3 protein-coding genes are annotated in these 3,084 nt (G+C 34.0%); 2 read left to right on the top strand and 1 reads right to left on the bottom strand.

The annotated features are described in order from the left end of the window. Positions 1–35: 35 nt before the first annotated feature. Complete coding sequence (locus tag CM19_RS00575) at positions 36–479, bottom strand: PaaX family transcriptional regulator C-terminal domain-containing protein (RefSeq protein ID WP_052349380.1); 444 nt, start codon at positions 477–479, stop codon at positions 36–38. Positions 480–570: 91 nt separating this feature from the next. Here CM19_RS00575 and CM19_RS00570 point away from each other — a divergent pair, with 91 nt between their 5' ends. Both CM19_RS00570 and CM19_RS00565 read left to right on the top strand, forming a co-directional pair. Then, positions 571–2,127 carry a benzoate-CoA ligase family protein gene (locus CM19_RS00570; protein ID WP_048098512.1) on the top strand — a complete coding sequence of 519 codons (1,557 nt, stop codon included), beginning with the start codon at positions 571–573 and terminating at the stop codon, positions 2,125–2,127. Positions 2,128–2,407: 280 nt separating this feature from the next. Beyond that, a partial coding sequence (locus tag CM19_RS00565) for a PaaX family transcriptional regulator (protein WP_048098511.1) occupies positions 2,408–3,084 on the top strand: 677 nt, incomplete at its 3' end.

The raw sequence follows: 3,084 nt of genomic DNA, 5'->3' as shown, positions 1-3,084 counted from the left end.
AATTATCTGGTAATAAATCTGCTGGCAAATCAGGGTCAATATGTAAGGAATTTCCTGTATTCGTGAACTAATCTAATTTTCATGACAAATGATTCCTCTTCAGACATTTCGTCTTTCACATTTTTCCATTTTTCAATAAAAGTCTTGTATGCGTTCTCTATACCTTTAATATCCGAGCATAGGTTAACTAAAGCTTTAGGATCTCCTAGGTACGTCGAAATGAAGAAATGAACGCTATCCCTCACATCTTTCCACGATTCATTTAACATATTATTAACATAATCCTCTATTGGATTAGGGGATATCCAAGTAGATTGAGCTAACATACCAAATCCTAGCCATCTCAATTCCTTTCTTATTTTGTCCCTTAATTCCCTCTTACTTTCTGGAATATTATAAACTATTATCCTCCATTTCTTATCCCAAGGGTGTTTAGTTTTAAAGTAAACTCTCCTAACTCCACTAGTTAGCTTAACCAAGCCTTCTTCAGATAATTTATAACTGCCTTTTTAGTAAATACGTGAAGAAAACGTTATATACTAATATAATGATAATATTAATGAGTCCAATATGACACAATCGTTGAATTCTATTAACGTCGCCGAAGAAATTTTCAAACCTTGGATATCTGAGCATAGACCGGCTGTTTATTATAAAGACGAAGTTTGGAGTTATCAAAGACTTTATGAGGAGATAAATAAAGTTGGAAATGCCTTATTAAAACTCGGAATAGGAAGGGGACAAAGAATTATTATGATAAGCTATGATACTACATACTTCTTTTCAGTATTTTATGGAGCGATGAAGATTGGTGCAGTCCCAATACCATTGAACACTTATTTAAGGGAAAGTGAGTATTCCTTTTACATTGAAGATAGTGGAGCAGCATTAGTGGTGGTTGAGCCGGATATTTGGGAAAAAATAAGGAGATGTATACCGGATAATGTTAAAGTAATGGCTTTACCGGGAGAAACTGAGGATAGGAGAGTAGTAAGATATCATGATATAGTAGATGAGCAAAGTAAAGATCTGAAACCAGCAAAGACTTTTGCTGACGAGATAGCATTTATTCTCTACACTTCTGGTACTACAGGCTATCCTAGAGGAGCTGTCCATTTACATAAGGATATGTTAGTCTGCAATGTTAACTATGCCAGAAACGTTCTTAAGGTTAGTGAAAAGGATAAGTTCTATAGCGCATCTAAACAATTCTTTGCTTACGGATTAGGTGCTTCATATTTCGCCTTTGCTAATGGAGGCTCAGTCGTTGTAACACCAGAGAAAGTTAACGCAGAATTAATCCTTAAGACTATTGATAAGTATAGGCCTACGATATTCTTCGGTGTTCCTACAATTTTTAACATGATACTAAATTACACAGAATGGCAGAAATACAGATTAGATTCGTTAAAGTTTTGTGTGTCTGCAGGTGAACCATTACCTCCATCTATCTATATAAAATGGAAGGAAAGGTATAACATTGAGATCCTAGATGGTTTAGGGTCAACAGAAGCATTACATATTTATATATCGAACTATCCTAATGAATCAATGCCAGGTGTAAGTGGTAAAGTAGTTCCTGGATATGAGGTAAGGATAGTTGATTCTGAAGGAAAACCCGTTAAGCAAGGAGAAATTGGTGAAATATTATTAAAGGGAGATAGTGTTTCCCCATATTATTGGAATAGGTATTATGAGACTAAAAAGAAGATGCTAGGTGAATGGTTTAGAGCTGGAGACTTAGGATATGTTGATGATAAGGGTTATTATCACTATGCAGGAAGGGCTGATGATACTATGAAAGTTAGTGGCTTATGGGTTTCTCCTATAGAAGTTGAAAGCGCGTTAATAAAGCACCCTGCAGTTTATGAGGCTGCTGTTGTAGGAGTACCAGATGAAGTAGGATTAACGAAGGTCGTAGGATTTGTTGTTTTAAAAAGTGGCTTCAAACCTAGTGAAGAATTGGCAAAGGAACTATTGGAGTTTGTAAAGAGAGAATTACCGTCATATAAATGTCCAAAAGAAATTAGATTTATTGATGAAATAGCTAAAACAGCTACTGGTAAGTTACAAAGATTCAAATTAAGACTAATGTTACAACAAGAGATGAACAAGGATAAAAAATGACACTTGCTTAATTTCAACTTTATTATATGGTCTTAAATACTCTACTGGCTCCATGCGGTTACTCTATAGTTAAACATAACTCAAATTATTGGCTAGAATCAATATATATTATAAACATACATTATAAACGTGTTACTTTTTTATCGTTTCATCAAGTATAAATAATAGAGGAGTATTATATCAAATGTGATCCCAAGCTGGGGAGTTTCTAGTTTAATATTTTTGAGGTAACTAATAATATCAGATAATAATATTAAGGATTTTAATTATAATCTAATTAATGAAACCACAAACGTTAATATTTACATTGTTTGGAGATTATATCAATAATAAGGGAGGAACTGTAAGCGTTAGAAGTCTTATAAAAATGATGAAGCCATTTGGCTTGAGTGAGCAAGCAACAAGGGCTGCCGTTTCTAGATTAAAGCAAAAAGGTCTGTTGGAGAACGTCAATAGTAAAGGCAGTTATAAATTATCTGAAGAAGGCTTGGTTAAGCTAACTAGTGGAGTTAGGAGAGTTTACTTTAAAACTAAACACCCTTGGGATAAGAAATGGAGGATAATAGTTTATAATATTCCAGAAAGTAAGAGGGAATTAAGGGACAAAATAAGAAAGGAATTGAGATGGCTAGGATTTGGTATGTTAGCTCAATCTACTTGGATATCCCCTAATCCAATAGAGGATTATGTTAATAATATGTTAAATGAATCGTGGAAAGATGTGAGGGATAGCGTTCATTTCTTCATTTCGACGTACCTAGGAGATCCTAAAGCTTTAGTTAACCTATGCTCGGATATTAAAGGTATAGAGAACGCATACAAGACTTTTATTGAAAAATGGAAAAATGTGAAAGACGAAATGTCTGAAGAGGAATCATTTGTCATGAAAATTAGATTAGTTCACGAATACAGGAAATTCCTTCATATTGACCCTGATTTGCCAGCAGATTTATTACC

Source organism: Candidatus Acidianus copahuensis, assembly GCF_000632495.1.
Classification (GTDB): Archaea; Thermoproteota; Thermoprotei_A; order Sulfolobales; family Sulfolobaceae; genus Acidianus; species Acidianus copahuensis.
This window is presented reverse-complemented; position numbering and strand designations above follow the sequence as displayed.

Coding starts and splice junctions, on each gene's coding strand:
- CM19_RS00570 (WP_048098512.1), top strand. CDS start 571: ATGACACAATCGTTGAATTCTATTAACGTCGCCGAAGAAATTTTCAAA.